Source organism: Ruegeria sp. HKCCD9138, from assembly GCF_057220975.1.
Map to the genome: position 1 here is coordinate 115,591 of NZ_JBWVAZ010000005.1, position 25,282 is coordinate 140,872.

Genomic DNA, 25,282 nt, shown 5'->3' on the forward strand with positions numbered 1-25,282 from the left:
GGCTGACATGCAGGCATATCGAGTAAAATCCAGCGGCTCCAGAGCCGAGCTTTGCGACGCAGAAGTACCAACGCCGGCCGATGGGCAGGTCCGCGTGGATATCCGGGCTTGCGGCCTGAATTTTGCGGATTTGCTGATGCAAAAGGGTACGTATCAGGAAACTCCCGATGCCCCATTTACACTGGGTATGGAAATCTCGGGGATTGTCGATGAGATCGGCAAAAACGTCTCTGGCCTGAAGCGTGGAGACCGAGTAGCGGTTTTTTCGGGGCAGGGTGGGCTGGCCGAATTTGGTGTCTTTGACGCTGACCGGGTCATTCCCCTACCCGCTTCAATCAGCTTTGAGGACGCCGCTGCGATGTTGATCGCCTACGGCACCGGCCACGTTTCACTGCATCATCGGGCGCGGTTGCAACCTGGGGAAACCCTGCTGGTGACAGGCGCTGCCGGTGGCGTTGGCCTTACAGCGGTTGAACTGGGCAAATTGATGGGGGCCACGGTCATCGCCCAGGCGCGAGGGTCCGAGAAACTGGCCATTGCTCAAAACGCGGGTGCCGATCACCTGGTGGATGCGGACGAGGATTTGCGCGAACGGGTTCTCGCACTGGGCGGGGCCGATGTGGTCTATGATGCGATCGGCGGGGACGTCTTCAAAGCGGCCTTCCGCGCCACAAACCCCGAGGGACGTCTGCTGCCCATAGGTTTCGCCGGCGGGGACGTACCGCAGATTCCCGCGAACCATCTGCTGGTCAAGAACCTGACCGTGATTGGCGTCTATTTCGGAGGCTACCTGAAATTCCGCCCCGACGTAATTCACGAAAGCTTTGCCACCCTGTTTCGCTGGCACGCCGAGGGTCGGATCAAACCGCATATCAGCCACGTTCTGCCTTTGCGCGACGTCGCGCTCGGTATGCAATTGCTGAAAGAGCGCAAGTCGACCGGAAAGATCGTCATTACGCCCTAACCGATTTACCCGACGACGGCCTTGAGTGGCGTGCGTCCCAGCATGTGAAAATTCTGCCGGACCAAAGCAGCCAACGCATCCACCACAGAATCGCGGGCCCGATCGCCCCCGTACAAATTGATCTTGTGACCGGGCAGCTCTGGCAACGCCCCGCCCGAGTCGATTTGTTCCAGATGCGCGGCCTCGGTGCCGTCCAACATGGCGTGAACAGCCAGATCGGCGCTGACCGTTGCCTCGATCGTCCGGTCGTTTTCGGTTTCAACCGACAATTCCCAAGGAATGCCGACCTCATCCAGCGCGGCAATCACCTGCGGCCGGAACAGGCACCGACGCCCCAGTGCCAGTGGGATGGGACGCTTCCGCCATGCGGACCCACCCGGAGCACCAATCCACCTCAGCGGTAATTCCGCGATGGTCTCCGCACCTTCTGCGCCTGATGCCTCGGTCGTGAGAATCAAGTCACATTCGCCGCGTTGAAACATGTCTTTCAATTGCAGAGAGTATGAGGACACCAATTGCACCCGGACACGTGGGAAATCCGCATTGAACCGCTGCAACACGCGTGGGATCGCCGGATAGACGATGTCGTGGGGCACGCCCAGTACGACCTCACCTTCAAAAGCTTGGTCTGTCAGCTTGGAAATCACCTCGTCGTTCAATGCGATCATCCGCCGGGCATAGGCCAGCAACTGTTCACCGGACGCGGTCAGGGCGATTGTCCGTCCGCTGCGGTCCAGCAAGTCCAGGTCCAGCAACTCCTCTAACCGTTTGAGCTGCATCGAAACCGCAGATTGCGTCAGATGCAGAAACCCGGCGGCGCGCGTAACCCCACCATGATCAGCAACGGCAACAAAAGACCGCAGGGTGGTTATATCCAAATTTCGCATCTTCAAGATTCCTTATGGGACTCTTCATAAACATTCATTTTTAAAATATGTCATGGTACGCCATATAGATCAAGAAGTTTGATCCATACCGCAAACTTCATCACATAACGACGAAAGGGCAAAAGCCATGACCCAAATTGCGATCAAAAAACCACTTGGACTGACACGATCCGGTCAAGGCAGCAAACTTTGGCGTCTGCTGAGCCTGGCCAAGCAGCGTCGCGCGTTGGCGAGGCTCGACGACCGAGCGCTCGAGGATATCGGGGTAACCCGCGCCGAAGCGCGCGCCGAGGCTGATCGCCCGATCTGGGATGCGCCGGACTACTGGTGTAAACACCTGTATTAATTGAAGTTGAGCACCGAATTGGCGGCTTGATCGGGCAAGCCGCCAGATTTGTTGACAGTTTTGCTGAGAATTGGGCCTAAAACTCTTGAAACACAAGCCACTCTCTCCGATATTTGCAGGGAAGCCGGCCCGCAATCGCGGGCTGAGCACAGAAATTTGAAGGGAGATCCTTTATGGCACAATTCGACACGATCCGGACGGCGGCCGGTGCGCGCGCTGCCGAGATTGATGAGGGCCTTCGCGCCCATATGAACAAAGTCTACGGCACGATGTCCGTAGGTATGCTGATCACCTTTGCGGTGGCCTGGGCTGTTGGCACCAGCCCGCAATTGCTGTCGGTATTCCGCGACCCGATCACGCTGAGCCCGAACATTCTGGGCTGGATCGTGATGTTCGCACCGCTGATCATGGTCTTCGCCTTTGGCGCAGCTATCAACCGCCTATCGGCGGCCGGAGCGCAACTGTTCTTCTATGCCTTTGCGGCGATCATGGGCTTGTCCCTGAGCTGGATCTTCGTTGCCTTCACCGGCATCTCCATCGCTCAGGTCTTTCTGGTTACATCAATCGCCTTCGCAGGTCTGTCGCTGTATGGCTACGTGACCAAGAAAGACCTGTCCGGCATGGGTACGTTCCTGATGATGGGCGTGATCGGTCTGATTGTTGCAATGATCATCAACCTGTTCCTGCAATCACCGGCGATCATGTTCGCGGTGTCGATTCTGGGCGTACTGATCTTTGCTGGCCTGACGGCTTACGACACGCAGAACATCAAGAACACATACCTGCAGATGGCCCATTCGGGCGATAAAGAGTGGTTGGGCAAAGCCGCCATCATGGGCGCACTGAACCTGTACCTCGACTTCATCAACATGTTCATGTTCCTGCTGCAACTGCTGGGCAGCCGCGAATAATCGGAGCACAATACCATTTCTTTAAAGGGCGAGTCCTGCGCGACCCGCCCTTTTTTGTTTTCCTTCGGAATGGCTGCAATCACTGTCGCCGGCAGGTTGGCAAGCAGACCGTAAAGGGCATACCTGGTCAGCCACTACACGTCTAAACGGAAAACCCCCACCAATCTGGCGGGGGTGAATGTCCGGGTCTGATTGTTTTCGTCAGCTGCAGTTCAGCGGCACCGCAAAACCCGAGCTGCGCTCGGACGAGCCTTTGCCATAAACATCCCCTGCAGGCAGACAGCCGGTGAAACGCTCGGTTTCCTGGCCAAAGATCGAACCGATCGAAGTATCAACCCTTGTGCTGTTGTTCACGGTGCGCAGAACACCGTAAAGGGTCCCGTTCACATCGACGGTGCTCAGGTACAGCGTGGTATCGCTGCCTGTCAGTTCCACCGCGTTCGCGCCAGAGCGGCCACCGTTATCAATGGCGACGCCGGCCAGTTTCTCTGCCTCTACCTTGTCGGATGTTACCCGAATGGTCGGAAGCTCAGCAAGTTCCGCGGGTACATTCGTGGCCTCGGGAAGAAAGGCTGCGGCGCCGGGAACGTCGGAAATCGTGCGGGGTTCACCGTCAATTCCGGTGAATCCTACACCTTCGCGGTTGAACGGATCTTCACAGGCGGTAAGCGTCAGTACGGCCAGTGCGGGCAATATGATTTTTTTCATGACGGTCAACATTTTGGAACGGTTAGCTGAAGCGTAGCGGTACGCTGCACGAAAAAGCAAGCCGCCCTGATTCAGAATACCCGAACGCCTGATGCGCCTCTGCAACGGCTGGACTACCACGAAATTGCACGTTCAACAGACCATGCACCTTGCGGACAAACAAAAAAGGACCCTGCGCGTGGCAGAGCCCTTTTGAAACTGTCCAAGTTGGACGGCAGATTACTTGATCTTGCCTTCCTTGTACTCGACATGCTTCCGAACGACCGGATCGTACTTACGAATGGTCATTTTCTCGGTCATGGTGCGAGCGTTTTTCTTGGTCACATAGAAGTGGCCCGTGCCCGCGGTCGAGTTCAGACGGATCTTGATTGTCGTCGGCTTCGCCATGGTTATCTCCTGCGTCCGAAAAGGCAGGGGCCCTTCGGTTGAATTCCTATGAGCGTGCGCTTTTACGCTCTGCACAGCCCATGTCAAGGGCATTCGCACCCATGACGACCGAGGATTGATACCCCGCTCAGGCGGGTAAGGCCGGTGCACCCATATAAGTATGGATCTGCTTTCGTTGGGCGTCCGTCAGCCCTAAGGCCGAGGCCAGCTGCCGCAAATAGGACGCCTCGCGTTCATTATCCAGACGAATCGCCGCCAGCGACGTGGCATAGACCTGCGTTTTGAGTGGTGCCGCGCAATCTGCCGCCAACCCCAGAACGTTCATCGGTGCTTCCAGTTGTTCCTGCACGAAGGTTCGTTCCTCATCACTGATGTCGTCGCCCAGCTCTTCAAGAATCGTTTGCTTTTCTTGCGCGTCCAGCTCTCCGTCAGCCTTGGCCGCCTGGATCATCGCCCGCAACATCAGCTTGGCCTGCTCTTCCATCGCCGCGCCGCCCGGAGTGCCTTTGAATACAGTCTCCATCATTTCTGCGGTCTGCTGGCTGCCGGTTTTCGCGGCCCCTTGCATGGCGTTCATCAATCCGCCGAGGCCGGCCGCGCCAGTCCGGTTGGCCATACCCAGCTTGCCGATCATTTCCTGCAAGCCGCCTGCACCGCCCGGCATGCCGAACTGTTCAGCCAGCTTGCCAAGCTGATCGACGCCAAATCCCCCACCTGCCCCGGACATCATGTCCTGCAACCCGGCCATTCCACCCATTTGCTTGTATTTCTCCATCCCCTTTGCCGCGGCAAATCCAACGGCAACCGAGGCCAGCGCCTTTATGAAACTCATGACATTTCTCCCTTTTAACGAGTCGTGCTTTCGTCGAGTAATTTGCAGTTGAAAATATAGAGACCTATCAAATTCCGAGCGCGCCATTGGAACTGTCCCGGGCACGCGGCGTGCATTTCCGCACCATATTCCAAATTTCGGATTTTGGGCCGGAAAACAAATCGCGACGTGAAAACCGGCGCAAAGTTGCAGATCAAAGGCATCATTTGAAAACATCACGATTCCGTGATATTTGCGTATTTGTTCCAAAAAACAAACAACCCACGCAAGGTTGGATCGTCGAGGCACCGGAAACAGGCGACACACTGTCGGCAGGTTTTTACTGCACGATATTTCCGGGGGGATCTCATGACAGAATGGACGATTCAAGGCGAAGAACTTGCCAATTGCAATTGCAACTTCGGATGCCCATGCCAGTTCAGCGTGCTGCCGACGCATGGCAACTGCGAAGCGGTTGTAGTTTTCGACATTGAAAGCGGGAACTACGGCGACACCGACCTTTCCGGATTGCGCGCTGCAGGCGTTTACTACTGGCCGGGTCCAATTCACGAGGGCAACGGCGAGATGCAGCTGATCATCGATGACAGCGCCACACCAGATCAACGAGCCGCCCTGCAGGCCATCATGTCCGGCGAAGACACCGATGAGATGGCGACCATGTGGTACGTTTACAGCGCCATGGCCCCCACCAAGCACGAAACACTTTACGTGCCCATCGAACTGAACTGGAGCCGGGAAGACCGTACCGGGAGCGCCAGGGCCCAAGGCATATTTGACGTAGAGGTCAGCCCAATTCCGCACATCGTTTCCGGTGCCGCGCACAGGGCCTCGATACAGTTGCCCAACGGATTTGAATATCGCCACGCCGAGGCGGCCTCGGGCACCGCCAAAACCACGGGCGGCGCAATCAGCCTGACCTTTGACGCCACGCACGCGCATCTGGCCCATCTGAATATTTCCAGCCACGGCGTCCTCGGCGCTTGACCGGGGTGATCTGATGACCAATCACCCTGCCCCTCCGCGCCAGGGGGCGGTCGAGCGGCTGATGCGTCAGGACGGCGCCATTGTCCTGGGCAGCGTTTTTTTGATCGTTCTTGCCGCGTCCTGGTACACGATCGCCGGTATTGGAATGAACATGTCGGCGGTCGAAATGACCCGCATGGCCGGCCCAATCGGTGACCCCATGCAAATGGGGGATAGCGCCCCGTGGGGGGCAGGTTTTGCCGTCCTGATCTTCCTGATGTGGTGGATCATGATGATCGCCATGATGACGCCAAGCGCAGCGCCAACGGTTTTGCTTTATGTTGCGCTCAAACGGATGGGCCCCGAGAGGGATCGCGCAGCATTCTACAGTCTGCTTTTTCTGTCCGGCTACCTGGTTGCATGGGCTGCGTTCAGCGCCATTGCGACAGTCGCGCAATGGGGGTTGGAACAGTCCGGCCTTTCGGACGGCCCCATGATGACGATCCGGTCACAGGGGTTTGCGGGCACTGTATTGCTGGCAGCCGGGGTTTATCAGTTGACCAACCTCAAATCCGCCTGCCTGAGACACTGCCGAAGCCCCGCACATTTTCTTTCAGAACACAACTTCCCGGGACCGATGGGAGCCTTTCGTGTCGGGGCCTCACACGGGATCTACTGCCTGGGGTGCTGTTGGGCTCTGATGCTGCTGCTGTTCGTGGGCGGCATTATGAACCTGTATTGGATCGCGGGTATCGCAATCTACGTCGCTGTGGAAAAACTGCTTCCGCGGGCGACCTGGCTTGTTCCCCTAACTGGCATAGCGTTGATCGTCATGGGCGTTTGGCTGATCGCAACTCCTTGGTTTCTTGCGGGCTGAAACGCACATTCTGGCCAAAGGACCGGCCAAATTACGGGTCCTGCATCAACTTGATTAACAGGAGGTACACATGCCCCTTTTCATTACCTACGCGTCCTATTCGCAAGCCGGCATCAAGGGAATGCTGAAAAAACCCGCGGATCGCACCGGTCCCGTCAAAGACCTGCTGAAGAAAGTAGGTGGCAAGCTTCTGGCGTTTTACATGACGACGGGCGACAATGATGTCGTTGTCATCAGCGAGGCCCCGGACGGAACGGATGCCGTTGCAATCGGCATGGCCGTCGCCGCCTCGGGCGCGGTGTCCAAAGTTGAGACGGTGCGTGCCTGGACGGCAAAAGACTTTGTCAAAATTTCCAAGAAGGCAGCCAAACTGACCGGGGCCTATACGCCACCGGGTGGATGATCGGAAAACGCGCGAAGGGCCTGTAAGCCGGATCCTGTTCCGGGGTTGCCCCCTTCGATGACCATTCCTCTAGGCCGTGCATTGCTGCGCGGCTCAAGCTGCCAACCCGGTCCCTCTCGGCCAAGGCGCGCCTAGCGGCGGTTTCGGCTGACGCCGACCTGCCCGCGCGGGGACCCTATTCGGCATTGCTCCCGGTGGGGCTTGCCGTGCCGTCCCTGTTGCCAGAGACGCGGTGGGCTCTTACCCCACCGTTTCACCCTTACCCCGGACCGAGGTCCTGGGCGGTCTGATTTCTGTGGCGCTATCCGTCGGGTTTCCCCGCCCGGGCGTTACCCGGCACCGTTGCCTTGTGGAGTCCGGACTTTCCTCTCGGGCTTACGCCCCAGCGGCCATCCGGCCCTCCGCGCGGGGTCGTGGGTATGCCCTGGTTTGGGTGGCGTCAAGAGTAGATGGAGTGGAAGGGGCCAGCCCCTTCTTGGCCTGCGGCCAATTCAACCCCGGGATATTTTCGGCCAGATGAAGAACGGATCAGCTTGGTGCGGTTGGAGGCGTCAGGACGGCAATATCCGCATCGTTGAGCGGGCCGGTTGCCCAAGGGCGATAGCGCAAGCGAATGGCGGCCAGGAGGGTGGCGTCATCAACCGCTGCGGTGAAACCTGCCTGATGCGCAAGAACGCGAAACTGATCCGGGCTTGGGGTTTCATTTTCGACACCTGCGTTGCGTGGATTGGCGAGGCCCTGCCGTTCCAGCCTTTGCCAGTCAAACCGGGGGCCGGGGTCGAGTTTGCGGGCCGGCGCCATGTCGGAATGCCCGATGATGCCGGCTGCCGGTATGGACCAGCGTGCCATGACCTCGCGAAGCAGAGTTTCCAGCACCGCCATCTGAGGGGCGGGAAATGGATGGTCGCCGCGGTTGTCCAACTCAATTCCGATTGAGCGCGAGTTGATGTCGGATTGGCCTTGCCACTCCCCGGCCCCTGCGTGCCAGGCGCGATCCTTTTCCTGAACCAATTGCCATAAGGTACCGTCGGCACCGATCAAGAAATGGGCAGACACTTCAGACGCAGGGTCGCACAAGCGATCCAGAGCTTCGGCAGCGTTGTCCATGGCCGTGTAGTGCAAAACGATCAAAGACGGAGTCAGCCCGCCCCGGCGCGGGCCGAAATTTGGGGAAGGATGCCAGATTGGGTCCAAAGCGTCAGTTGCTGACGGCGCTTCGGAACGGGCTGGGATCCCATCCGCAGGCATAACCGTCACCGTCCGGATCAAGCCCTTTTCGGTCGCGCTGCGGGCCGCCATTGGCCAGAAATTCGATCTGCGCCTGATCGGGTGAGGCAAATCGGGCGCAGTTTCGTTGCGCTTTGGCTTGCAGGTTGAAACCAGCGCGGCTGTAGAGTTGCGTACCGACCGGGTTCGAGGTGCTCAGGGCATATTGAACGATATTGGGCTGGCCGTCTGTCCCCCGTTGCGGAACCGCGGTAGGCGCAACGACCTCGTAGGTCTGGCGGTTTTGTTCAATGCGAGCCGCGTCGGATTCGATCGTGCGCCTGTTCGACACCGCCTCGAAGTCCTGTTCATCCGAAATATCGGTATTGTTCGGCACCAGCACAGGTTCACCTGACGTGCTGGCCAGCGCAGCAGCTGTTTGATCGGCGATATCGCTGGCGTCGTCCGTACCGTAGGGTGTTACCGCTCCGGCCGATCCCTGCGCCGAGAGCGGCTCCTCGGAGATTACGGGTGGCGGTGCCAACGGGTTGCCCGCCAAGCCCTGCCCGGTCAGTTGCGCCTCACGCTGAGCCTGATACTCGGGTGTGTTAAAGCCGGTGCTCGATACGGGCGTCACCGTATCACATGCCGCGATCAACCCGAGGGCGGGGATCAGAAGCAATCTGCGCATTTGGCTGCTCCGTCTTGCTGTGTCTTGCCTGTCTGAGGCTTACCACCATTTCCCCGGCTTGGCCACAAACCCGGCCGCGCTTTCCAGCGCATAGGCGGTGTTGAGCAGATCGCCTTCATCCCATGGGCGGCCAATCAATTGCAGACCCAGCGGCAGACCCTGAGTGTCCAGTCCCGCAGGAACCGAAATGCCGGGCAGACCCGCCAGATTGACGGTCACGGTGAACACATCGTTCAGGTACATCTGAACCGGATCCGCCTCGGTCATTTCACCCAGACCGAAGGCTGCTGAAGGGGTTGCCGGGGTCAGAATTGCGTCGACACCCGCGGCGAAGACATCCTCGAAATCCTTCTTAATCAGGGTTCGAACGCGGCGCGCGCGGTTGTAGTATGCGTCGTAGAAACCCGCCGATAGCACATAGGTGCCAATCATCACACGACGCTGTACTTCGTGACCGAAACCTTCAGCGCGAGTTTTCTCGTACATCTCGGTGATGCCGTCACCCTGCGCCAGATGCGCGCGGCGGCCATAGCGGACGCCATCATAGCGAGCGAGGTTCGAGGACGCCTCGGCCGGAGCAATCACGTAGTATGCGGGCAACGCGTATTTGGTGTGCGGCAGTGAGATATCGACAATCTCGGCGCCCGCAGCTTTCAGCATATCGGCGCCATCCGCCCACAGCTTTTCAATTTCGGCGGGCATGCCGTCCATACGGTACTCTTTCGGGATACCGATCTTCTTGCCCTTGATGTCACCGGTCAGCATCGCCTCGAAATTCGGCACGGCCAGCTCGGTGCTGGTCGAATCCTTGGGGTCGTGACCGCACATCGCCTCCAGCATGATTGCCGCATCGCGGACGTTCTTGGTCATCGGTCCGGCCTGATCCAGCGAGGACGCAAACGCGACGATGCCCCAGCGCGAACAACGGCCGTAGGTCGGCTTGATGCCAGTGATGCCTGTGAACGCGGCTGGCTGGCGGATCGAGCCGCCGGTATCGGTCCCGGTTGCGGCCAGGCAGAGATCGGCCGCCACTGCCGAAGCCGAACCACCAGACGAACCGCCCGGCGTCAATTGCGCGTCGTCATTGCCGCGCCGCCACGGGCTGACCGCATTGCCGTAGACCGAAGTTTCATTGGACGAACCCATGGCGAATTCGTCCATGTTCAGCTTGCCCAACATTACGGCGCCTGCATCGGCCAGTTGCTGCGACACGGTGGATTCGTATTCCGGCTTGAAGCCTTCCAGAATCTTCGAGGCCGCCTGCGAGGGCACGCCCTTGGTGCAGAACAGATCCTTGATGCCGATCGGCAGACCACACATCGACGGCGCGTCGCCGCCCTTGATCCGCTCGTCCGCAGCTTTCGCGCGTTCGAGCGCGATCTCGGGCGTCTTGTGGACAAAGGCGTTCAGCGCGTCGGCCTCATCAATGGCTTTAAGGCAGGATTCGGTCAATTCGACCGAGGTCACATCACCCGCTCGCAGCGCGTCGCGGGCCTCGGCCAAGCCCAGTTTGTTCAGATCGCTCATGTCTTACTCCACCACTTTGGGGACAGCGAAAAACCCTTCGCGGGCGTCGGGCGCATTGGCCAGGACCTTGTCCTGTTGGTTGCCGTCCGTGACCACGTCCTGCCGGCGCTTCAGGCGCATCGGCTCGACCGAAACCATCGGCTCGACCCCTTCGACGTCGACTTCGTTCAGTTGCTCGATGAACCCAAGAATGGTGTTGAACTCGGACGCCAGCGCCGGCAGCGCGTCATCCTCGACCTTGATCCGGGCCAGTTTGGCCACCTTGGCGGCGGTGCTTTGGTCAATCGACATCGGCTTCCCTCATAAACGTTAGGGGGCATTTACCCGTCTGCCGCAACAGCCGCAAGACCACTGCGCAACTGTCCAGCAATACCCCTTCCGGAAACGTCAAAGTTGGCCTGAATTCCGGCCCGTCGAGAAAATAAACAGATTAGTTCACTTTTGCCCTTGAAAATCTAAACTGAACTGTTCATTTCGTATTGTGCGAAACAACGCATACCGGAGAGTGACCATGAAAACCTTCATCACAGCCCTTACTCTGTCCGTCGTTGCCCTGAGCACCCCGGCCCTTGCCATTGGCACAACCAGCACCCTGATCCCGTATCTTACGTTTCCTGACCAATCCCCTGAGTCGGTAACGAAAAACCGATCCCCCCTGGACAAGTAATCTTGTCCCTTATCCGGGTCGGGTTCCCCCTCCCCGACCCGGAAATTTCACAATTGAGTGATGCACCTGCCATTGCAAGCCGTTAGGATGTCCGCACCATTCCCGCGTCAAGCGGGCCAGACAACGGAGCAGGACATGAGCGCGCAGATGCAAACGGTTTTGGACGCAATTGACGCGGCCAACGCACAAGACCCCAATCACGAAGACGGGCAGCCAGAAGCCTTGCTGTACGGCCAAAGGATGAGCGCCGAACTGAACCGTTTGTTCCCCGATGCCTCAGAACAGCTGCAAATCGCCGCGCGCGGTCAACATGTCGAGCGTTGGAAGTTGAAACGTACCGAATACCCGGAAGGGCGCGCGGGGTATCTGGCCTGGCGCAAAGCACAAGGCGTCTATCACGCGGACGTTGTCATGGGTCTGATGAAACAGGCGGGATATGACGATGACCAGGTCGATGCAGTCGGACGCATGCTGCGCAAGCAAGGGATCAAGCGAGATGCTGACGTTCAGGCGCTGGAGGATGTGATCTGTTTCGTGTTCCTGAAATGGTATTTCCAACCTTTCGCCGCAAAACACACCGACGAGAAGATTCAGCGTATTGTTGAAAAGACGGCCGTGAAAATGTCGACGGAAGGCCGGACGCGTGTTCTGAAGGAATTCGAACTGCCGGAACCTTTGGCGGCGGCTTTTCAGTCCTGAGCCGGGCTTTTTATGTCCCAAGAGGTGATCTGATGGATGATCTGCGGCTTTTGCTGGACTTGCACAAAGATGGAGATCGCCAGGGCCCCGGCAGCCCTGCCACGACGCGGCGCGCAATGAACCTGGCAGGGCTTTCGCACCAAAAGGGCTTACGTATCGCCGATATTGGCTGCGGCACAGGGGCAGCGAGCCTGATTCTGGCACAGGATCTCGACGCCGAGATCGTGGCGGTGGATTTACTGCCCGAGTTTTTGACAGAGCTTGAGATCCGGGCTGCGTCTGCAGACGTGGCGCGGCGCATCCGGACCCTGCCCGTGTCGATGGAAGCGTTGCCGTTTCAGGATGCGGAACTGGACGTAATTTGGTCCGAGGGCGCTATCTATAACATCGGCTTTGAGACAGGCATTCGAGAATGGCGCCGGTTCCTGAAGCCGGATGGCATTCTTGCCGTATCGGAACTGACGTGGCTGACGCAGGACCGACCGGATGAACTGACGCAACATTGGGCTGGCGAATACTCCGAAGTTGCCCTTGCCTCCAAAAAGATCGCGCAGCTAGAGGCAAATGGTTACGCCTTGCTGGGTTACTTTCTGCTGCCGACAGACTGCTGGCTGGATATGTATTACCGTCCCCTGCAGCTCAGGTTCAGTGCGTTTCTCGAGCAGCATGAACAGTCAGAGCAAGCCCGCGCGCTGGTCGAGGCGGAGCAGGCCGAGATCGATCTTTATGAGCGGAACGCGGCTTTTGTCAGCTATGGATTTTATATTGCCCAAAAACTGCCGGATTAGGCACGTGGATTGAAGAGGGCCCTTCGGTAGACCTCGATCATCCAGCCCAACATCACAGCGTTCAGAATGTGCCACATGAAGTGTGTCCCCAAGGGAAATTGCCCGCAAACCGGCATGTCCAGCGCCCGGAAGGTGATCGAGGCGATCAAAATCAACGCGCCGACGGCCAACCCACCTGCAATTCGCGGTGCGTGCGCCCGAAGCAAAAATGCGTAAATGAGGATCAGCAAAGGAACCGGCGCATAACCTGCTGTGCTGCCCAAGCCGGGAATCAGTCGAAAGACCGGGACTGTCAGCGCCGCGTAAGGAAAGAACAACAAGGTCAGGCCCAGCGATTGCCACGGCCCCAAACCCCACACATCGCGGTTCACGGCAAAGATATAGACCAGAATGAAAGACAGTATTGGCGTGGTATCTGCGATCGCGGCCCAGATCTGAGCATGTGTGTGAAACAGATAACTGCCCACACCGATAATCGCCAAAAGTACCACCAGCAGGCTCGCCAATGGCGCCTTTTGCCCCTGTAACCTGCGCCACATGATCAACGCGGCTACAAGAAAAGCGGCGTTTGTCACAGCATTGATCGGCTCGGCCCAATAGGCGGGCGACAACCGCTCGCAATAGCTGTCAATTTGCTGTGTCCAGTCCATAGATTTTTACATACCGGATGCTAGGCTGCATCCAATAGTATCTCGGGAGGATTTTTTCATGAATATCATCTGGCTGGGGCATGGCAGCTTTCGCATTGAAACCGAAGGTCAGGTTCTGCTGATCGATCCGTGGCTCACCGGCAACCCGGTCCTGCCCGAGACCCAACACGATGCCGCAGTCGATGGCGCGACGCATATTCTGCTGACCCACACCCACTTCGACCACGTGGTCGATGTGCTGCCGCTGGCCAAGCATCTTAGCATTCCGGTCATCGGGCAATACGACCTGATGGGATACTGGGCCGAAGCCGAAGGCATCGAAACCGTCGGCTTCAACAAAGGCGGTACGGTTAACCTGAATGGTGTGAAGGTCAGCATGGTGCCCGCCTCTCACAGTTCAACGTTCTCAACGCCGGACGGGCTGCGAACAGGCGGGACTGAGGTCGGCTTCATGATCGGGGCCGAAGGGCGCGTGGTCTATGTCTCGGGGGATACCGACATCATGGCGGATATGGAGTGGATGGGGGATTACTACAAACCCGACATCGGCATCCTGTCAGCAGGAGGCCACTTCACCATGGACATGAAGGGCGCGGCCTATGCGGCCAAGCGCTATTTCAACTTCAAGACCATCATTCCCTGCCACTACCAGACTTTCCCGATCCTCGAACAATCGGCCAAGGCGTTGGCCGGCGAGCTGCCCGGCGTCGAGGTGATCGAACCTGAAGTCATGAAAAGCATAACCCTCTGATGCCCGCGTCCGATTTCAGCCCGCAGGAATATGCCGCGCGCCTTGCAGCCACTCGGGCAGCAATGGATCGACAAGGCGTGGAAACACTACTGGTCACCGACCCCTCCAACATGGCCTGGCTGACCGGCTACGACGGGTGGAGCTTTTACGTCCCTCAGATGGTAATCCTGCACCGTGCGGGCGCTCCGCTGTGGTGGGGCCGCACGCAGGATAAGGCCGGGGCACAGCTGACCACGTGGCTGCAACCGCAAGACCTGCATGACTGGCCTGAAGAACATGTGCAGCACCCGGATCACCACCCGATCGAGTCCCTGGTCGACCTGTTGCGGGATCGCGGCTGGACAACCGGGTTGGGCGTCGAGATGGACAATTACTACTACTCGGCCGCCAGCCACCGGATCCTCGAAACTGCTTTTGGGGCGCGGGCCCTGTGCGACGCCACCGGGTTGGTTAACTGGCAGCGCGCGGTCAAAAGCGACACCGAAATCGACATGATGCGCAAGGCCGGGCGCTTGACGGCGCATATGCACGCGGTCCTGCGCGAGACCTTTCGGGAAGGCTTGCCCAAGAACCAGCTAGTAGCCGAGGTTCAAGCCGCCGGTATCGCTGGGCTGCCCGGTCTGGCGGGTGACTATCCGGCGATCGTGCCAATCGCGCCGTCCGGTGTCGAAGCTTCTGCCTCGCACATCACCTGGAACGACAGGCCATTGACACTCGGTGAGGCAACCTATTTCGAGATTTCCGGCTGTTTCCGTCGTTATCACTGCCCAGCCAGCCGCAGCCTCTTTCTGGGCGATCCTCCTGCAGCTATTCAGCGGGCCGAAGATGCAGTTCTGACCGCCATCGACGACGCCCTGCAGGTCGCACGCCCCGGCACCACCTGCGAAGAGGTCGCGCAGCGCGTCTATGATAGCTTTGCCAAAGCAGGTTACACCAAAGCCAATCGAACCGGCTATCCTATCGGTCTCAGCTATCCTCCGGATTGGGGTGAGCGCACCATGAGCCTGCGCCCCGGCGACACGACGGAGTTGCAGCAAAACATGACTTTTCACCTGATGCCGGGGCTTTGGACCGCCGATTGGGGGCTTGCAATAACCGAAAGCTTTGTCGTGACACCGCACGGTGGCCAGCCCTTGGCCGACATTCCCCGCGCAATGGTTGTCAAACAGGTCTGACCCTTCTGGCTACTCTTTGGCGTCGGCCTTACGCTGCGCGGCAAAGAACGCCCGAAGCAGTTCGGCGCAGTCATCGGCCGCAATACCATCGTAGACTTCCGGAACATGGTGGGCCTGTGGGTGGGAAAACACCCGCGCCCCATGGGCCACCCCCCCTGACTTCGGATCGGACGCGCCATAGTAAATTCGCCCGATCCGCGCCGCGGCCATGGCCGCCGCACACATGGCGCAGGGTTCGAGTGTCACATACAGATCATACCCCGGCAACCGCTCGGACCCCGCCGCGGCGCAGGCCGCGCGCAACGCAAGAATTTCTGCATGAGCCGTGGGATCGTTCAGTTCGCGCGTCCGGTTCCCTGCCGATGCAACGACGCGGCCATCGGGTGCAACGATTACTGCGCCCACCGGCACTTCGCCCCGGTCCGCCGCCGCGCGTGCCTCGTCCAGTGCTTGCTGCATGTGCGATCTGAATGTCATGCCTCTGACTGCCCCAGAAACCTGCCTTTCGCAAGCCGCGCAGATGGGTTATGGCCGGGGAATGAGCAACACCCCTCCCCCAGGCGACCGGATCGCCAAAGTGCTGGCCCGTGCCGGTGTCGCCTCGCGCCGCGAGGCAGAACGCATGATCGAAGCCGGTCGCGTGACCGTGAACGGCAAAGCGATCCAAAGCCCCGCCCTGAATGTGACCGCAAAAGACAAGATCACAGTGGATGGTAAACCGGTTTCCGAACCCGAGCCATCTCGGCTGTGGCTGTACCACAAGCCTGCCGGGCTGGTGACAACCGCGCGGGACGAAAAAGGGCGCGAGACGATTTTCGACAAGTTACCGGATGACATGCCCCGCGTCATGAGCGTTGGACGGCTGGACCTGAACTCTGAAGGGTTGTTGTTGCTGACAAATGACGGCGGCATAAAGCGCAAGCTGGAATTGCCCTCGACCGGCTGGCTGCGAAAGTACCGGGTGCGTGTCAATGGCCGCCCCAAAGACGAAGAATTTGAACCACTGCGCAAAGGCCTGACCGTCGAAGGCGAGCGATTCCAGCCCATGACCGTGACGCTGGATCGCCAACAAGGTGCCAATGCATGGCTGACGATCGGGCTGCGCGAAGGCAAGAACCGCGAAATTCGACGTGCAATCGAAGATATCGGCTTCGTGGTGAACCGCCTGCTGCGCGTCTCCTACGGCCCGTTCCAACTGGGCAACCTGAAACCCGGCGAGGTCGAAGAAATCCGCCGCCGCGTATTGCGCGACCAATTGGGGCTGGACGGGGATACCAAACCAGAGGCCGTTGCCAAGCGTCCGGCTCACCCGCAGCGGAAACGGCCTTCCGTCGGCAAGAAACCCCGCAAGTGACGCAAGTTACCTTACCTTCCCCCTAGCGCGATGCCCTTACATCCCCTACATTTTTCGTGAAAGGCTCAGTGGGGGAATACATGTCCGGCTCAGGAATCCAAAATCTGGCCTATGCAGCGCTGTTGATTCTGCTGTTCGGTGTCTGCACCGGCCTGCTTGGAGGTCTGTAGGGCGATGGCCAAACGCTATGGCGGAAAGTACAGCCCGGAAGGCGGTTCCGACCCCGAGGATCAAACACGTCGCGGTCAGTTCGACGGTGCCCGGGTTGAACCGGCCGGTGCGCGGGCCAATGTCCTGTTCCTGCCAGCGGTTCCACTGATCTTTTTGTCCCTGAACGACGGCGCTGTCGGTATGACAATCGGTCTTGTGGCGGCTGGACTTTTGACAGCTGCCGCGTTCCTGCTGCGCGAAGGGCTGCGCGCCGAGGCCGCCTATAACGCGCGCCGTACCGCCCGCCGACCGGCCATTCCGCGCAAGATTTTCGCCAGTGTCCTGACGGGCCTGGGGGCCGCGCTGGCATCGTATCGGTCTGAATATCTGGATGCCGAAACCGCCGCACAGGCCAGTCTTTTGGCACCTGTATTGTTCGGTTTGGCGGCAACAGTTCTGCATTCCACGGCCTTCGGGTTCGACCCGATGAAGGACAAGGGAATGGAAGGCATTGATACCTTTCAGCAAGATCGTGTCGCCCGCGTTGTCGAGGATGCGGAAACGCATCTGTCCGAAATGACAGACGCCATCAAACGCGCCGGAAACCGCAAGATCGAAGCGCGGGTCGAACGGTTTCAGGACACTGCTCGCGATCTGTTCCGTACAGTCGAAGAGGATCCGCGTGATCTGGCTGGTGCCAGAAAGTACCTGACGGTCTATTTGCAAGGCGCGCGCGATGCGACAATCAAGTTCGCCGATGTTTACGCACGCACGCGCGATGCGCAGGCTCTGGCAGATTTCTCCGCACTGCTGGATGATCTTGAACAGAATTTTGCTGCACGCACCCGGAAGATGCTGCTGGATGACCGCAGCGATTTGACAGTTGAAATTGACGTGCTGCGCGACCGGCTGCAGCGCGAGGGCGTCCGGTTGGACTGACCGGCCATTTTTGAGCGAGGATTATCCCCATGTCCGATACCATAAAGAACAAAGCGGTCGAGGCCGAAACTCTGGTGCAGGAAGTCACCGCCGTCACCCTGCCCGAACCCCATGCCGAGGTCGTTGCGCTGGAGGAGGCGGACGAACCGGTGGGCGCCGAAATCCGCAAGCGGATGGGTGAAATCGATATGGGAAACACCAACTCGATCGTGTCTTTTGGTTCGTCCGCGCAGGCTGAACTGCAAGAGATCAGCCAGGCCATGTTGGCCGATGTGCGCAACAAGGATGTTGGACCGGCGGGCGACAGCCTGCGCAACATCGTGACGACAATCCGCGGTTTCTCAGTCAGTGAGCTGGACGTGCGTCGCGAACGCAGTTGGTGGGAGAAGCTGCTGGGCAAAGCGGCGCCTTTCGCAAAATTCACCGCGCAATACGAAGAAGTGCAAAGCCAGATCGACCGCATCACCGACGATCTTCTTGGGCACGAGCACACGCTGTTGAAAGACATCAAGTCGCTCGATCTGCTCTATGAAAAGACGTTGGAGTTTTACGACGAACTGGCCCTCTATATCGCGGCGGGTGAGGAAAAGCTGACCGAACTGGACAGCCACGATATCCCGGAAAAAGAGGCGGCGGTTGAAGCTGCCCCAGAAGAAGAACAGGTGATGAAAGCGCAAGAGCTGCGCGACCTGCGCGCCGCGCGCGACGATCTGGAGCGCCGGGTTCACGACCTTAAACTCACACGCCAAGTGACGATGCAATCGCTGCCCTCGATCCGTCTGGTACAGGAAAATGACAAATCGCTGGTGACCAAGATCAACTCGACCCTGGTCAATACGGTACCGCTCTGGGAAACCCAGCTGGCACAGGCCGTCACCATCCAACGCAGTGCCGAGGCGGCGGCGGCTGTGCGCGGGGCCAATGATCTGACCAACGAATTGCTGACGTCGAACGCGGAAAACCTGCGGCAGTCGAACAAGATGATCCGCGAAGAAATGGAGCGTGGCGTCTTTGACATCGAAGCCGTCAAAAAGGCCAATGCAGACCTGATCGGTACAATCAACGAAAGTCTGGCCATTGCGGACGAAGGCAAGGCCAAACGCGCCGCCGCCGAGGAAGACCTGAAAAAGATGGAGGCCGAGCTGCGGGACACTCTGGCTGCTGCAAAGGCCCGGCGCGACGGAACCGGCGATAACGCCGGCACTGCAGTTCCGGGCTAAGGCTGGATCGGGCGTGCGGCCAGTAGATTATGTGAAACCTGCGTTAGCGTTGGCATCCCTGCTGGCGCTTGCCAATTGTGATGAGGCTTTGACGAGCTCGGTCTCTCTGCCGCCGCCTCCTGTACAGCCGGAACCTGCTGCAAATGCGTATGTCCCGCCATCGGCAGCCAGCCAGGATCTGGCCCGCTTCTACGCCCGGGTCGAGCGCGACCTGCTTACCAGGGGACTGTTGCGCACCGATGGAGGTGGGCCGGACACGCCTTATGATGCCGACGATCTGGCGCGCAATTTCGAAACCATCGCTTTTTACAGCGAATATCCGGATCACGCGATTTCAATCGGATCGCGTCAGACCGACGGTCAGCTTAGCCGCTGGTCCGGGCCTGTGCGTGTCCAGACAGAGTTTGGCCCGTCGGTAGCACCAGAAGTCCGCACGCAGGATGCAGCGCAGGTTGATGCCTATGTCAAACGTTTGGCGAAACTGACGGGACATTCCATTTCGACCGTAAACCGCAAGGCAAACTTCCATGTCTTCTTTGCCGGCAAGGACGACAGCAGTTACGTGGTCACGCGCCTCAGGCAATTGATTCCGAATATCAGTCAGGCGTCTTTGGATCTGGTTGCTAATCCGCGCGCCAATTTCGATTGTTTTGTGTTTGCCTCGGCGACGCGAACGTCGCCGCACAAATATGTGCGTGCCGTGACGCTGATCAGGGCCGAGTTGCCGGATCTGGTCCGACGCAGTTGCATTCACGAAGAGATCGCTCAGGGGTTGGGCCTGTCCAATGACAGCCCAAACGCGCGACCGTCGATTTTCAACGATGATGACGAGTTCGCCTTGCTGACAAGCCACGACGAGAAGTTGCTGACAATGCTTTATGATCCGCGCCTTGAACCCGGCGTAGCCGTCGACGAGGCCCGCCCTGTGGTGCGGATCATTGCACGCGAATTGATGGGTCAGTCGCTCTGACCCCCTAGGACAGGAGAACCCAAATGGGAATTTTCGATTTTCTGACCGGAGAATTCATAGACGTCATTCACTGGGTGGATGACACCCGCGACACCATGGTCTGGCGGTTCGAGCGCGAAGGACATGAAATCAAATATGGCGCCAAGCTGACCGTGCGCGAAGGTCAGGCCGCTGTGTTCGTGCACGAGGGCCAGCTGGCGGATGTTTTCACGCCGGGTCTCTATATGCTCGAGACCAATAACATGCCGATCCTGACGACCCTTCAGCATTGGGATCATGGCTTTCAATCGCCTTTCAAGTCCGAGATTTACTTTGTCAACACCACCCGGTTCAACGATCTGAAATGGGGAACCAAGAACCCCATCATGTTGCGTGACCCCGAGTTTGGCCCCACCCGCATTCGTGCGTTTGGCACCTATACTGTGCGGGTCAAGGACCCGGCCAGGTTCCTCGTCGAAATCGTCGGAACCGATGGTGAATTCACCATGGACGAAATCAGTTTTCAGATCCGCAATATCATCGTGCAGGAATTCAGCCGCGTCATCGCCGGGTCAGGCATTCCGGTTCTGGACATGGCCGCAAACACCGCCGATCTGGGCAAGCTGATCGCCGCAGAAGTCTCTCCGGTTCTGGATGGATACGGGTTGGAAATGCCCGAATTCTACATTGAAAACATATCGCTGCCGCCAGCAGTTGAAGCTGCGCTGGACAAGCGGACCTCAATGGGGTTGGCCGGAGATTTGGGAAAGTTCACACAGTATTCGGCGGCCGAAGCGATGACAGCCGCCGCGAACAATCCGGGCCAGGGCGGTGGCATGGGCGCCGGTCTTGGCATGGGAATGGGCATGGCGATGGCTCAGCAGATGTCAAACATGGCAGCGGGTCAACCGTCCGGTCCCTGGGGCAGTTCCGCACCCGCTGCACCGCAACCAACAGCGCATATGGCACCGCCACCACCGCCGCCCGTCGAGCATGTCTGGCACATCGCCGTGGACGGAAAGACAAGCGGGCCATTCTCGAAAGCCAAGATGGGACGCATGGCGACGGACGGCGAAATCACACGTGACACCTTTGTCTGGACCGCTGGTCAGGATGGCTGGAAAAAGGCGGGCGACGTGCAGGAGCTGGCTCAGTTGTTCACGATCCTGCCGCCGCCGCCTCCGGGCGCATGACGCCGACGGAAAGCTTGATTTCTGACGTTAAAGTAAGACCTGACAACCAATTGAAAGACTCAGACAATGAAGATTTCCGCCAGCTATTCCAAATCACAGATCATCCTGCACTGGTTGACTGCTCTTTTGATCCTGATCGCATGGTTTACCGGCGACAATATGGGCCGGGTATTGCGAGCCCGATTTGAAAGCGGCGCGACGGGTTTCGAGGGCAACACACCGCATGTCTGGATCGGCAGCGCCGTATTCGTGTTGGTTGTGATCCGACTGCTCATGCGGTGGCGACAGGGCACGCCGGGCCCGTTGCCGGGAAACTCGGATCTGATGAATCGGGCGGCAGAATGGGGCCACCACCTGTTGTATGCTGTGATGATTGCCGTACCCGCAACAGGTGCTCTGGTGTGGTATGGAGGTATCAAAGCGGCAGGAGAGTTGCATGAAATCGCGGCAAATGCCCTGTTGCTTGTAGCCTTGGGTCATGCCCTGGCAGCGATCTGGCACCAATGTGTCAAAGGCGATGGCGCGCTGGAACGGATGCGCCTGACCGCCCGAAGGTAAAAGCCCTGGTCAAATTCATGCCCACGACATCCAATCCATCGCCAGTATCCAACGAACACCGGTTTCCCTGCAATCAGTGCGGCGCGGACTATAGGTTCAATCCTGGCGATGGCACATTGACCTGCGATCACTGCGGCCATTCCGAGGCGATCGGGGCCGGCCCATGGGGTGGCGCCAGCCTGAAGGAACTGGATTTTGATGCGGCCATCGCCGACAAACTGCCTGAAGCCGAAATCGAGGAAACGCGCGTTCTCTCCTGCCCGAACTGTGCCGCTCAGGTCGAGTTTGATCCAAACACGCACGCCGCTGAATGCCCGTTTTGCGCCACTCCGGTGGTGACCGACACAGGCGTCAGCCGGCATATCAAGCCGCGTGGCGTTTTACCCTTTGTCTTGGACGAACGGGCAGCGCACAAGGCGATGGGGGACTGGCTTGGTCGGTTGTGGTTTGCGCCGAACGGTTTGAAAGACTACGCCCGCAAGGGGCGAAAAATGCAGGGAATTTATGTCCCCTACTGGACTTTCGACGCCAATACCAAATCCAGCTACAGGGGTGAACGAGGCGTCGTTTATTACGAGACGCGAACCGTTATGCGTGATGGCAAACGGGTTCAGCAACAAGTCGCCAAAGTGCGCTGGTCTCCAAAATCCGGACGCGTTGCGCGTTTCTTCGACGACGTGCTGGTGCTGGCCTCTCGGTCGCTACCGAAATCCTATACCGATGCGTTGGAGCCCTGGGACCTGCCCGCGCTGGAGCCCTATCAGCCCGAATACCTGGCAGGCTTTCGGGCCGAGGCCTACACCGTTGAATTGCAGGATGGCTATACAGAAGCTCGTAGTCACATGGCCCGGGTCATCGAGCGCGATGTACGTTTTGATATCGGAGGCGACCGTCAGCGCATCCACAATATCGACACGGACATCCGAGACGTGACCTTCAAACACGTTCTGCTGCCGGTTTGGTTGGCGGCCTACAAATACCGCGGCGAAACCTATCGCTTTGTTGTGAACGGACGGACAGGACGCGTTCAGGGTGAGCGCCCCTGGTCAGCCATCAAGATCACCATCGCCGTAGTTCTGGGCTTGTTGGTTGCCGCAGGTGTCGGCTATTTGGTCGCGACTGGGCAGCAATAGTTCCGCCCTCATGTGTTTCGGTAAACCCGTTGCGTCGGGCCTTGAAACTCGGGGAATCTGACGTCATCCTGCGCTTCGTTTGGGGGAGGCCGAGTTGACATTGGATGTTCTGAACAACCTGCTCGAGAACCGACACTCGTGCCGCGCTTTTTTGCCCGATCCCGTTCCTAAAGCTGTGATCGAGCAGATTCTGATCAGTGCGACCCGTGTTCCAAGCTGGTGCAACGCGCAACCCTGGCACGTCCATGTGACAAGCGGCGCCGAAACCGATCGGTTTCGTGAGGCGCTGTGTCAAGAAGCAAAAACCGGCACCCCAGCTCCGGACCTACCATTCCCCAGCTCGTACAGTGGCGTCTATCAGGATCGCCGCCGCGCATGCGGATGGGCGTTGTACGAGGCGGTGGGGATCGAAAAGGGTGACCGCGCCGCCTCGGCGCAGCAGATGATGGAGAATTTTTCTCTGTTCGGTGCCCCGCATTGCGCGATTATCTCCAGCCCCGCTGAGCTCGGCCCGTATGGCGCAATGGATTGCGGCGGCTTCGTTACAGCCTTTACGCTGGCGGCCCAGGCGCTAGGGATTGCGAGCATTCCACAAGCGGCCGTGGCATCTTACAGTCCTTTCCTGCGACGCTATTTTCAGGTTCCGGAAGACAGGATGATCTTATGCGCAGTTTCGTTCGGATACCCGGACAGCGAACACCCAGCAAACGCCTTTCGCACGGAACGCGCAGGGTTGGATGAAGTGGTATTTTGGCACGAATGAACCTGCCGATGTGCAAGACGGGAGAATGAATTGCGCGCCCTGCTACAAAGAGTGTCACGAGCACAGGTTTCGGTCGACGGATCTGTCATCGGGCAGACCGGCCCCGGGCTGACGATCCTTGTGTGCGCTATGCAAGGCGACAGTGAGGAACAGGCCTCTAACCTGGCAGCAAAAATCGCCAAGCTTCGGATATTCAAGGACGACGCCGGCAAGATGAACCGGTCCATTCTGGATATCGGGGGATCGGCCCTTGTCGTAAGCCAGTTCACGCTGGCGGCGGACACGTCACGCGGTAACCGGCCTGGGTTTTCGAATGCCGCCGCACCGGAACAGGGCGAACATCTGTACGAGTATTTTGCGCAGCAGTTACAGGCACAAGGAATCGCGGTCGAAACAGGTCAGTTCGGGGCCGATATGGCTGTTGAACTCGTCAATGACGGCCCGGTTACAATTTGGGTGGAAAATCAGTGAACCAAGCAGAGTTGGCAATCAAGATCTGGCAGGCGGGTGTCGATGCCGTGGGCGGGTATTCTGCCACAAGGGCGGCACTGCCCGACGTCTCAAGACCCGACCGCATTCTCGCAGTTGGCAAGGCCGCGGCCGCTATGGCCCGCGCGGCTTTGGATCAGTTCAAAGCAGTTCCGACCCTTGTCGTTACAAAGGATGGTCACGGGCGCGACCTGCCCGCTGATGTCGACGTGATCGAGGCTTCGCACCCAGTCCCCGACCAGCGCAGCCTGAAAGGCGGTGTAGCCCTGCGCAAGGCGGTTGAGGAGATGGGGCAAGACACTCACCTGCTGTTGCTGGTCTCAGGCGGTGCTTCCTCGCTGGCCGAAGATCTGATGCCGGGCAGGACACTGGCCGATCTGGAAAACCTCAATCGCCGGCTTTTGTCCGAAGGCCTTGATATCAAGGCCATGAATGCCGAACGGCGCAAGCTGTCCCGTATCAAGGGCGGTGGTTTGCTGTCGCACTTCACGGGTCAGCAAGTCACCGTTCTGGCGATCTCAGACGTTCCCGGCGACTCGCTTGGTGTCATCGGATCGGGGATAGGAGCCCTGCCCGAACACTATGGCTTTCAGGCCACCACAAAGATTATTGCGTCCAACGCCCACGCCCGGACTGCGGCCGAGGCTGCCGTGCACGCGGCCGGGCTGGACGTGCTGGCAAATGAAGAATGCCTGCATGACGACTTTCTTCGGGTTGCAGCAAAGCTTGGTCCCCGCCTGAGAGCAATGGAAAACGGCGTCATGGTGTTTGGCGGAGAACCCACAGTCGTCCTGCCCGAAAATCCCGGCTGGGGTGGCCGCAATCAGGCATTGGCCTTGGCGCTGGCTCGGGAAATTGCAGGCTGTGACGGTCTTACCCTGGTGGTCGGCGGAACGGACGGAACAGACGGCCCGACCGACGCGGCTGGTGCGGTCGTGGATGGCCATACCTGGAAAGAAGAAGCCGCAGGCGCCTTGGACAGAGCGGACAGCGGCTCCTTCCTTGACAAGGCGGGGGCGCTGCTCGTCACCGGCCCGACCGGCACAAACGTCATGGATCTGATTGTCGCAATGAGGTGTTAGATTGACGTTTTTGCCCTTCA

The 25,282-nt window shown here is 58.9% G+C and carries 30 protein-coding genes and 1 other RNA gene; 20 read left to right on the forward strand and 11 right to left on the reverse strand.

Annotated elements, in window-relative coordinates; all coding sequences use genetic code 11:
* Positions 1 to 7 precede the first annotated feature (7 nt).
* Positions 8 to 964 carry an NADPH:quinone oxidoreductase family protein gene (locus tag AC2TEL_RS10795; RefSeq protein WP_480903809.1) on the forward strand — a complete coding sequence of 319 codons (957 nt, stop codon included), beginning with the start codon at positions 8 to 10 and terminating at the stop codon, positions 962 to 964.
* Positions 965 to 969: 5 nt separating this feature from the next.
* Here AC2TEL_RS10795 and AC2TEL_RS10800 read toward each other — a convergent pair whose 3' ends face one another.
* Complete coding sequence (locus tag AC2TEL_RS10800) at positions 970 to 1,851, reverse strand: LysR family transcriptional regulator (RefSeq protein WP_480843789.1); 882 nt, start codon at positions 1,849 to 1,851, stop codon at positions 970 to 972.
* 127 nt (positions 1,852 to 1,978) lie between these two features.
* Here AC2TEL_RS10800 and AC2TEL_RS10805 point away from each other — a divergent pair, with 127 nt between their 5' ends.
* Together AC2TEL_RS10805 and AC2TEL_RS10810 are read left to right on the forward strand one after the other, a co-directional pair.
* Positions 1,979 to 2,197 (forward strand): DUF1127 domain-containing protein, encoded by a 219-nt coding sequence (locus tag AC2TEL_RS10805; RefSeq protein ID WP_480843790.1) that lies wholly within the window; start codon positions 1,979 to 1,981, stop codon positions 2,195 to 2,197.
* Between the two features lie 173 nt (positions 2,198 to 2,370).
* Entirely contained in the window at positions 2,371 to 3,108 is a 738-nt protein-coding gene (locus AC2TEL_RS10810; RefSeq protein ID WP_480843791.1) for a Bax inhibitor-1/YccA family protein, read from the forward strand.
* Between the two features lie 201 nt (positions 3,109 to 3,309).
* Here the strand turns inward: AC2TEL_RS10810 and AC2TEL_RS10815 are convergent, their stop codons facing one another.
* From AC2TEL_RS10815 to AC2TEL_RS10825, 3 genes are all read right to left on the reverse strand, one after another.
* Entirely contained in the window at positions 3,310 to 3,816 is a 507-nt protein-coding gene (locus AC2TEL_RS10815) for a membrane lipoprotein lipid attachment site-containing protein (RefSeq protein WP_480903812.1), read from the reverse strand.
* Between the two features lie 219 nt (positions 3,817 to 4,035).
* Positions 4,036 to 4,203 (reverse strand): 50S ribosomal protein L33, encoded by a 168-nt coding sequence (gene rpmG, locus AC2TEL_RS10820; protein WP_037309480.1) that lies wholly within the window; start codon positions 4,201 to 4,203, stop codon positions 4,036 to 4,038.
* Between the two features lie 127 nt (positions 4,204 to 4,330).
* Positions 4,331 to 5,035 carry a DUF533 domain-containing protein gene (locus tag AC2TEL_RS10825; protein ID WP_480903815.1) on the reverse strand — a complete coding sequence of 235 codons (705 nt, stop codon included), beginning with the start codon at positions 5,033 to 5,035 and terminating at the stop codon, positions 4,331 to 4,333.
* A 348-nt stretch (positions 5,036 to 5,383) separates the two neighbouring features.
* Between AC2TEL_RS10825 and AC2TEL_RS10830 the strand changes: the two genes are divergently transcribed.
* The 3 genes from AC2TEL_RS10830 (at position 5,384) to AC2TEL_RS10840 (ending at position 7,278) form a co-directional block, all read left to right on the forward strand.
* Positions 5,384 to 6,019 carry a DUF1326 domain-containing protein gene (locus AC2TEL_RS10830; RefSeq protein ID WP_480903818.1) on the forward strand — a complete coding sequence of 212 codons (636 nt, stop codon included), beginning with the start codon at positions 5,384 to 5,386 and terminating at the stop codon, positions 6,017 to 6,019.
* A gap of 13 nt (positions 6,020 to 6,032) precedes the next feature.
* The gene (locus tag AC2TEL_RS10835; RefSeq protein ID WP_480903821.1) at positions 6,033 to 6,875 is read left to right on the forward strand and encodes a DUF2182 domain-containing protein; all 843 of its coding nucleotides are present in this window, start codon (positions 6,033 to 6,035) and stop codon (positions 6,873 to 6,875) included.
* Positions 6,876 to 6,945: 70 nt separating this feature from the next.
* Complete coding sequence (locus AC2TEL_RS10840) at positions 6,946 to 7,278, forward strand: GYD domain-containing protein (RefSeq protein ID WP_480843796.1); 333 nt, start codon at positions 6,946 to 6,948, stop codon at positions 7,276 to 7,278.
* A 7-nt stretch (positions 7,279 to 7,285) separates the two neighbouring features.
* Here the strand turns inward: AC2TEL_RS10840 and rnpB are convergent.
* The 5 genes from rnpB to gatC form a co-directional block, all read right to left on the reverse strand.
* Positions 7,286 to 7,683, reverse strand: an RNA gene (gene rnpB, locus AC2TEL_RS10845) — RNase P RNA component class A.
* Positions 7,684 to 7,806: 123 nt separating this feature from the next.
* Complete coding sequence (locus AC2TEL_RS10850) at positions 7,807 to 8,526, reverse strand: N-acetylmuramoyl-L-alanine amidase (protein WP_480903824.1); 720 nt, start codon at positions 8,524 to 8,526, stop codon at positions 7,807 to 7,809.
* Positions 8,477 to 9,175 (reverse strand): hypothetical protein, encoded by a 699-nt coding sequence (locus AC2TEL_RS10855; RefSeq protein WP_480903827.1) that lies wholly within the window; start codon positions 9,173 to 9,175, stop codon positions 8,477 to 8,479. Before AC2TEL_RS10855 ends, AC2TEL_RS10850 begins: the two co-directional genes overlap by 50 nt.
* A 39-nt stretch (positions 9,176 to 9,214) precedes the next feature.
* Positions 9,215 to 10,702 (reverse strand): Asp-tRNA(Asn)/Glu-tRNA(Gln) amidotransferase subunit GatA, encoded by a 1,488-nt coding sequence (gatA, locus tag AC2TEL_RS10860; RefSeq protein ID WP_480903830.1) that lies wholly within the window; start codon positions 10,700 to 10,702, stop codon positions 9,215 to 9,217.
* Between the two features lie 3 nt (positions 10,703 to 10,705).
* Positions 10,706 to 10,993: an Asp-tRNA(Asn)/Glu-tRNA(Gln) amidotransferase subunit GatC gene (gene gatC, locus AC2TEL_RS10865; RefSeq protein ID WP_068335936.1), complete on the reverse strand. Its 288-nt coding sequence runs from the start codon at positions 10,991 to 10,993 to the stop codon at positions 10,706 to 10,708.
* Between the two features lie 511 nt (positions 10,994 to 11,504).
* Here gatC and AC2TEL_RS10870 point away from each other — a divergent pair.
* Together AC2TEL_RS10870 and AC2TEL_RS10875 are read left to right on the forward strand one after the other, a co-directional pair.
* Positions 11,505 to 12,068 carry a DUF4202 domain-containing protein gene (locus tag AC2TEL_RS10870; RefSeq protein ID WP_480903833.1) on the forward strand — a complete coding sequence of 188 codons (564 nt, stop codon included), beginning with the start codon at positions 11,505 to 11,507 and terminating at the stop codon, positions 12,066 to 12,068.
* 32 nt (positions 12,069 to 12,100) lie between these two features.
* A complete protein-coding gene (locus AC2TEL_RS10875) occupies positions 12,101 to 12,856 on the forward strand; it encodes a class I SAM-dependent methyltransferase (RefSeq protein WP_480903836.1) in 756 nt (251 codons plus the stop codon).
* Here AC2TEL_RS10875 and AC2TEL_RS10880 read toward each other — a convergent pair.
* The gene (locus AC2TEL_RS10880) at positions 12,853 to 13,506 is read right to left on the reverse strand and encodes a ceramidase domain-containing protein (RefSeq protein ID WP_480903839.1); all 654 of its coding nucleotides are present in this window, start codon (positions 13,504 to 13,506) and stop codon (positions 12,853 to 12,855) included. The two genes, AC2TEL_RS10875 and AC2TEL_RS10880, sit on opposite strands and share 4 nt — an antisense overlap.
* Positions 13,507 to 13,564: 58 nt before the next feature.
* On the opposite strand from AC2TEL_RS10880, the gene AC2TEL_RS10885 reads away from it, so the two are divergent.
* The gene (locus AC2TEL_RS10885) at positions 13,565 to 14,257 is read left to right on the forward strand and encodes a metal-dependent hydrolase (protein WP_480903842.1); all 693 of its coding nucleotides are present in this window, start codon (positions 13,565 to 13,567) and stop codon (positions 14,255 to 14,257) included.
* Entirely contained in the window at positions 14,257 to 15,432 is a 1,176-nt protein-coding gene (locus AC2TEL_RS10890; protein WP_480903845.1) for a M24 family metallopeptidase, read from the forward strand. The genes AC2TEL_RS10885 and AC2TEL_RS10890 overlap by 1 nt, the downstream gene beginning before the upstream one ends.
* Positions 15,433 to 15,441: 9 nt before the next feature.
* Here AC2TEL_RS10890 and AC2TEL_RS10895 read toward each other — a convergent pair whose 3' ends face one another.
* On the reverse strand, positions 15,442 to 15,909 hold the full coding sequence (locus AC2TEL_RS10895) for a nucleoside deaminase (RefSeq protein ID WP_480903848.1): 468 nt from the start codon (positions 15,907 to 15,909) through the stop codon (positions 15,442 to 15,444).
* Between AC2TEL_RS10895 and AC2TEL_RS10900 the strand changes: the two genes are divergently transcribed.
* From AC2TEL_RS10900 to AC2TEL_RS10945, 10 genes are all read left to right on the forward strand, one after another.
* Positions 15,890 to 16,786, forward strand: a complete 897-nt coding sequence (locus AC2TEL_RS10900) for a pseudouridine synthase (RefSeq protein WP_480903850.1) — start codon at positions 15,890 to 15,892, stop codon at positions 16,784 to 16,786. The two genes, AC2TEL_RS10895 and AC2TEL_RS10900, sit on opposite strands and share 20 nt — an antisense overlap.
* A 174-nt stretch (positions 16,787 to 16,960) precedes the next feature.
* Positions 16,961 to 17,875, forward strand: coding sequence for a 5-bromo-4-chloroindolyl phosphate hydrolysis family protein (locus AC2TEL_RS10905; RefSeq protein WP_480903853.1), 915 nt, complete (start codon positions 16,961 to 16,963; stop codon positions 17,873 to 17,875).
* A gap of 29 nt (positions 17,876 to 17,904) precedes the next feature.
* A complete protein-coding gene (locus AC2TEL_RS10910; RefSeq protein WP_480843808.1) occupies positions 17,905 to 19,095 on the forward strand; it encodes a toxic anion resistance protein in 1,191 nt (396 codons plus the stop codon).
* 31 nt (positions 19,096 to 19,126) lie between these two features.
* Positions 19,127 to 20,065, forward strand: a complete 939-nt coding sequence (locus AC2TEL_RS10915; protein WP_480843809.1) for a DUF2927 domain-containing protein — start codon at positions 19,127 to 19,129, stop codon at positions 20,063 to 20,065.
* 23 nt (positions 20,066 to 20,088) lie between these two features.
* Positions 20,089 to 21,237, forward strand: coding sequence for an SPFH domain-containing protein (locus AC2TEL_RS10920; protein ID WP_480843810.1), 1,149 nt, complete (start codon positions 20,089 to 20,091; stop codon positions 21,235 to 21,237).
* A gap of 66 nt (positions 21,238 to 21,303) precedes the next feature.
* Positions 21,304 to 21,795 (forward strand): cytochrome b, encoded by a 492-nt coding sequence (locus AC2TEL_RS10925; protein WP_480843811.1) that lies wholly within the window; start codon positions 21,304 to 21,306, stop codon positions 21,793 to 21,795.
* A gap of 17 nt (positions 21,796 to 21,812) precedes the next feature.
* Complete coding sequence (locus tag AC2TEL_RS10930) at positions 21,813 to 22,928, forward strand: TFIIB-type zinc finger domain-containing protein (RefSeq protein WP_480862162.1); 1,116 nt, start codon at positions 21,813 to 21,815, stop codon at positions 22,926 to 22,928.
* 94 nt (positions 22,929 to 23,022) lie between these two features.
* Positions 23,023 to 23,691 (forward strand): nitroreductase, encoded by a 669-nt coding sequence (locus AC2TEL_RS10935; RefSeq protein WP_480843813.1) that lies wholly within the window; start codon positions 23,023 to 23,025, stop codon positions 23,689 to 23,691.
* Positions 23,692 to 23,721: 30 nt separating this feature from the next.
* A complete protein-coding gene (gene dtd, locus AC2TEL_RS10940; protein WP_480843814.1) occupies positions 23,722 to 24,162 on the forward strand; it encodes a D-aminoacyl-tRNA deacylase in 441 nt (146 codons plus the stop codon).
* Positions 24,159 to 25,262 carry a glycerate kinase type-2 family protein gene (locus AC2TEL_RS10945; protein WP_480862164.1) on the forward strand — a complete coding sequence of 368 codons (1,104 nt, stop codon included), beginning with the start codon at positions 24,159 to 24,161 and terminating at the stop codon, positions 25,260 to 25,262. The genes dtd and AC2TEL_RS10945 overlap by 4 nt, the downstream gene beginning before the upstream one ends.
* The last annotated feature ends 20 nt before the right edge of the window (positions 25,263 to 25,282 follow it).

Coding starts and splice junctions, on each gene's coding strand:
- AC2TEL_RS10795 (WP_480903809.1), top strand. CDS start 8: ATGCAGGCATATCGAGTAAAATCCAGCGGCTCCAGAGCCGAGCTTTGC.
- AC2TEL_RS10800 (WP_480843789.1), bottom strand. CDS start 1,851: ATGCGAAATTTGGATATAACCACCCTGCGGTCTTTTGTTGCCGTTGCT.
- AC2TEL_RS10805 (WP_480843790.1), top strand. CDS start 1,979: ATGACCCAAATTGCGATCAAAAAACCACTTGGACTGACACGATCCGGT.
- AC2TEL_RS10810 (WP_480843791.1), top strand. CDS start 2,371: ATGGCACAATTCGACACGATCCGGACGGCGGCCGGTGCGCGCGCTGCC.
- AC2TEL_RS10815 (WP_480903812.1), bottom strand. CDS start 3,816: ATGAAAAAAATCATATTGCCCGCACTGGCCGTACTGACGCTTACCGCC.
- rpmG (WP_037309480.1), bottom strand. CDS start 4,203: ATGGCGAAGCCGACGACAATCAAGATCCGTCTGAACTCGACCGCGGGC.
- AC2TEL_RS10825 (WP_480903815.1), bottom strand. CDS start 5,035: ATGAGTTTCATAAAGGCGCTGGCCTCGGTTGCCGTTGGATTTGCCGCG.
- AC2TEL_RS10830 (WP_480903818.1), top strand. CDS start 5,384: ATGACAGAATGGACGATTCAAGGCGAAGAACTTGCCAATTGCAATTGC.
- AC2TEL_RS10835 (WP_480903821.1), top strand. CDS start 6,033: ATGACCAATCACCCTGCCCCTCCGCGCCAGGGGGCGGTCGAGCGGCTG.
- AC2TEL_RS10840 (WP_480843796.1), top strand. CDS start 6,946: ATGCCCCTTTTCATTACCTACGCGTCCTATTCGCAAGCCGGCATCAAG.
- AC2TEL_RS10850 (WP_480903824.1), bottom strand. CDS start 8,526: ATGCCTGCGGATGGGATCCCAGCCCGTTCCGAAGCGCCGTCAGCAACT.
- AC2TEL_RS10855 (WP_480903827.1), bottom strand. CDS start 9,175: ATGCGCAGATTGCTTCTGATCCCCGCCCTCGGGTTGATCGCGGCATGT.
- gatA (WP_480903830.1), bottom strand. CDS start 10,702: ATGAGCGATCTGAACAAACTGGGCTTGGCCGAGGCCCGCGACGCGCTG.
- gatC (WP_068335936.1), bottom strand. CDS start 10,993: ATGTCGATTGACCAAAGCACCGCCGCCAAGGTGGCCAAACTGGCCCGG.
- AC2TEL_RS10870 (WP_480903833.1), top strand. CDS start 11,505: ATGAGCGCGCAGATGCAAACGGTTTTGGACGCAATTGACGCGGCCAAC.
- AC2TEL_RS10875 (WP_480903836.1), top strand. CDS start 12,101: ATGGATGATCTGCGGCTTTTGCTGGACTTGCACAAAGATGGAGATCGC.
- AC2TEL_RS10880 (WP_480903839.1), bottom strand. CDS start 13,506: ATGGACTGGACACAGCAAATTGACAGCTATTGCGAGCGGTTGTCGCCC.
- AC2TEL_RS10885 (WP_480903842.1), top strand. CDS start 13,565: ATGAATATCATCTGGCTGGGGCATGGCAGCTTTCGCATTGAAACCGAA.
- AC2TEL_RS10890 (WP_480903845.1), top strand. CDS start 14,257: ATGCCCGCGTCCGATTTCAGCCCGCAGGAATATGCCGCGCGCCTTGCA.
- AC2TEL_RS10900 (WP_480903850.1), top strand. CDS start 15,890: ATGTGCGATCTGAATGTCATGCCTCTGACTGCCCCAGAAACCTGCCTT.
- AC2TEL_RS10895 (WP_480903848.1), bottom strand. CDS start 15,909: ATGACATTCAGATCGCACATGCAGCAAGCACTGGACGAGGCACGCGCG.
- AC2TEL_RS10905 (WP_480903853.1), top strand. CDS start 16,961: ATGGCCAAACGCTATGGCGGAAAGTACAGCCCGGAAGGCGGTTCCGAC.
- AC2TEL_RS10910 (WP_480843808.1), top strand. CDS start 17,905: ATGTCCGATACCATAAAGAACAAAGCGGTCGAGGCCGAAACTCTGGTG.
- AC2TEL_RS10920 (WP_480843810.1), top strand. CDS start 20,089: ATGGGAATTTTCGATTTTCTGACCGGAGAATTCATAGACGTCATTCAC.
- AC2TEL_RS10925 (WP_480843811.1), top strand. CDS start 21,304: ATGAAGATTTCCGCCAGCTATTCCAAATCACAGATCATCCTGCACTGG.
- AC2TEL_RS10930 (WP_480862162.1), top strand. CDS start 21,813: ATGCCCACGACATCCAATCCATCGCCAGTATCCAACGAACACCGGTTT.